The organism is uncultured Candidatus Kuenenia sp., from assembly GCF_900696675.1.
Lineage (GTDB): Bacteria > Planctomycetota > Brocadiia > Brocadiales > Brocadiaceae > Kuenenia > Kuenenia stuttgartiensis_A.
Genome location: NZ_CAADGZ010000226.1, coordinates 1 through 2,735 on the forward strand (window position 1 = coordinate 1; position 2,735 = coordinate 2,735).

Below are 2,735 nucleotides of genomic sequence, written 5' to 3' on the forward strand. Positions count from 1 at the left end.
TCTCGGATGTGTGTGACGCTAATGGTATTCATCCAACCATGTACTATCGTTGGCTGAAGGAATTGCTGTCAAATGCCGTATACGCCTTTGGAAAAGGGAAGGACGGGGAGTGCCAGGAATGGAAGAAAAAGGCATTGGAACTGGAGAAGAAGCTTGCCCGCAAAAACGAGGTATTGTCAGAACTGATGGAGGAACACGTTGCGCTAAAAAAAAGTCTTGGGGCAAACTAAAAGGCATTTGGGTAGCCCATGATACAAGGGATATCGTAGTTGATTTTGTCAATAGGTGGTCTGGAAAGGCGGAAATACCGGTGTGCCAATTGATCAGATGGATTGGTATCTCCCAATCTAAGTTTAATGAATGGAGAACTCGTTACGGCAAAGTAAATGAGCACAATGCGTGGATACCGCGTGATACGTGGCTTGAAGAGTGGGAAAAGGAGGCGATCCTTGCCTATTATGAAGAGTATCCTCTTGAAGGTTATCGTAGACTGACCTTTATGATGCTGGATGCTAACATTGTGGCAGTAAGCCCGTCAAGCGTGTACCGGGTGTTGGTGAATGCCGGTGTAATGCGGGAATGGAACAGGAAGCCATCCAAAAAAGGAACTGGGTTTGTGCAGCCTTTAATACCGTATGAACACTGGCATATAGACGTGTCGTACCTGAATATTGGCGGCACATTTTATTATCTCTGCGCAGTTTTAGACGGCTATAGCAGGCAAATAGTCCATTGGGAAATTCGGGAAACAATGAAGGAAACGGAGGTGGAAATCATCAAAGCAGGAAAGTATTCGTCCCTATTGCCCAGTAAACCTGCAAGACGCCCGACGAATTGTGGAGGAATTTGTCGCGCATTACAACACGAAACGATTACATAGCGCAATAGGTTATATCGCTCCGCAGGACAAATTGCTTGGACGTGAAAAAGAAATCTTTTCCGAACGAGACTGTAAATTAAGTGAAGCAAGGGAACGACGGTCGGCTAAACGGAAAATCGCTTGACAGAAAGGAGGCGAAGAAATAGTATCTTGCCGTTCGGTAAAACAGAGGTAGGCTCTGCTGGGGAGCAACCTGCCAAGGGATAGCCGAACGGGGGACGACGGATCGTCTTTTCCGAGAGAGGAGGCAAATCGCTCCTCTCTCACTCACAATCAAAGAATGACGAACCAGAGTTCCTCTTATGCCTAAAATAAACCCTGGGATCTGAGGCAAAGCTCCAGCTTTAGTAGCTTATTTTAAATTTGAAAATTCCAATTCACGGTGAACCAACACAAAAATGTCACGAATTTGTTTATACCGTTACTTTGAATGAGCGCCAAAAAATCCTTGAAGAATTTGCAATTGGGAATATACAAGTTATTGTTGCCGTAAAATGTTTGGACGAAGGCGTAGATGTGCCCGCAACAAAAATTGCATTCTTTTTAGCAAGTACAAGTAATCCGAAGGAGTTTATACAAAGACGTGGACGCATCCTTCGTTTGTCAACTGGCAAAAGCAAATCAATAATATATGATTTTATTGTAGTCCCAAGACTTGAATATATTTCGTTGAAAAGAGATGTTGATGCAAGTCTATTACGACGGGAAATGCCTCGTTTTGCTGAAAATTAGAAATTACATCATTTATGAATTTTAAACATTTGGTAGGAAAATCAACTCTCAAAGAGGGGATAACAATACATAAAAACTATGAATCTTTCTTTGAAAGCCCTAAAGTTGGCGACAAAAAGGAGATTACTCTCATATTTGGGGATAGTCAGAATACCAGAGTTGCTTTAAGGAAGCTAAATAACATTCGACAACACGTCCAGATAAAATATACAACAAAATCTCATGTTCAATTTATAAATTGGTTAAATGATATTTTTAAAGCTACGAAATTCGGTAGAGTTGGAGAGTTTTTGGAATTTAAGAAAATATCTTCCGATGTTTATAAATTAATTCCAATTACAATACAAGATTCGCACAACACAAGATTATATATAGCAGATTCAATGCATTACAAATCATTGGATATTGTTGATAAAGATTTATATTTAGGTGAGATTGAATCAATAGTAAATAGTATTAAATTTCAAATAGATGAAGGGCAGTCTTATTACAACAAAAAGTTAGAACAGGCATTTATTGAGTATAGCTGGCAAAAAGAAGGTAGAGCCATACCTGAATTAGATTTAAAATATGACTTTAGAAAAAATGGTATTCAGATCGAAGTTGAGTTTGGGAATGCAAGGTCATATTATCAGGATTACATCAAATTCATGCTTTCTTATTGTTCAAGGCAGATACATTTGGGAATGTTAATAACACCAACATTTGATTTTGCAAACATCCTTTGTGAAATAGGAAAGCAAAAAGCATTACTTCGGGGAAGGAAATCTTATTCAGGTATGATGCATTACGAAAAAGCTTATAAAGAGTTTACTTATCTTAAAAATATTTTTGATATGCCCATTGTTATTCTTGGGATAGATATAAATTATCTTTAAAAAGTATAGAATATAAAATTACTATAAGAATTATTCAATTTTATATTAGTAGAGTTGAATCCACAGAAAATGTTGTGTTGATGGTTTGGCGTAATGGCAACACTTCTTTGGAATGATATATAGTCAAACAAATCAGATTTTCGAAATTTGCTCGCCAATAATTTGAAAATTTTCAGTTAAAAGAGTAGACAATTCATCTGTATACTCGTTAATATTTTTGAAAAAACTTAAACATTTGTTTTTAA

Annotated in this window: 4 protein-coding genes; all 4 read left to right on the forward strand. The window is 37.6% G+C overall.

The features are described from left to right. Window positions 1–230 (forward strand): hypothetical protein (locus QZT26_RS17105; protein ID WP_295103889.1); only part of this gene is annotated, 230 nt, incomplete at its 5' end. Window positions 231–310: 80 nt separating this feature from the next. Continuing rightward, on the forward strand, window positions 311–880 hold the full coding sequence (locus QZT26_RS17110) for a hypothetical protein (protein WP_197705371.1): 570 nt from the start codon (window positions 311–313) through the stop codon (window positions 878–880). 363 nt (window positions 881–1,243) lie between these two features. Then, the gene (locus tag QZT26_RS17115; protein ID WP_197705372.1) at window positions 1,244–1,612 is read left to right on the forward strand and encodes a helicase-related protein; all 369 of its coding nucleotides are present in this window, start codon (window positions 1,244–1,246) and stop codon (window positions 1,610–1,612) included. A gap of 14 nt (window positions 1,613–1,626) precedes the next feature. After that, on the forward strand, window positions 1,627–2,490 hold the full coding sequence (locus QZT26_RS17120) for a BglII/BstYI family type II restriction endonuclease (RefSeq protein ID WP_099324670.1): 864 nt from the start codon (window positions 1,627–1,629) through the stop codon (window positions 2,488–2,490). Window positions 2,491–2,735 lie beyond the last annotated feature (245 nt).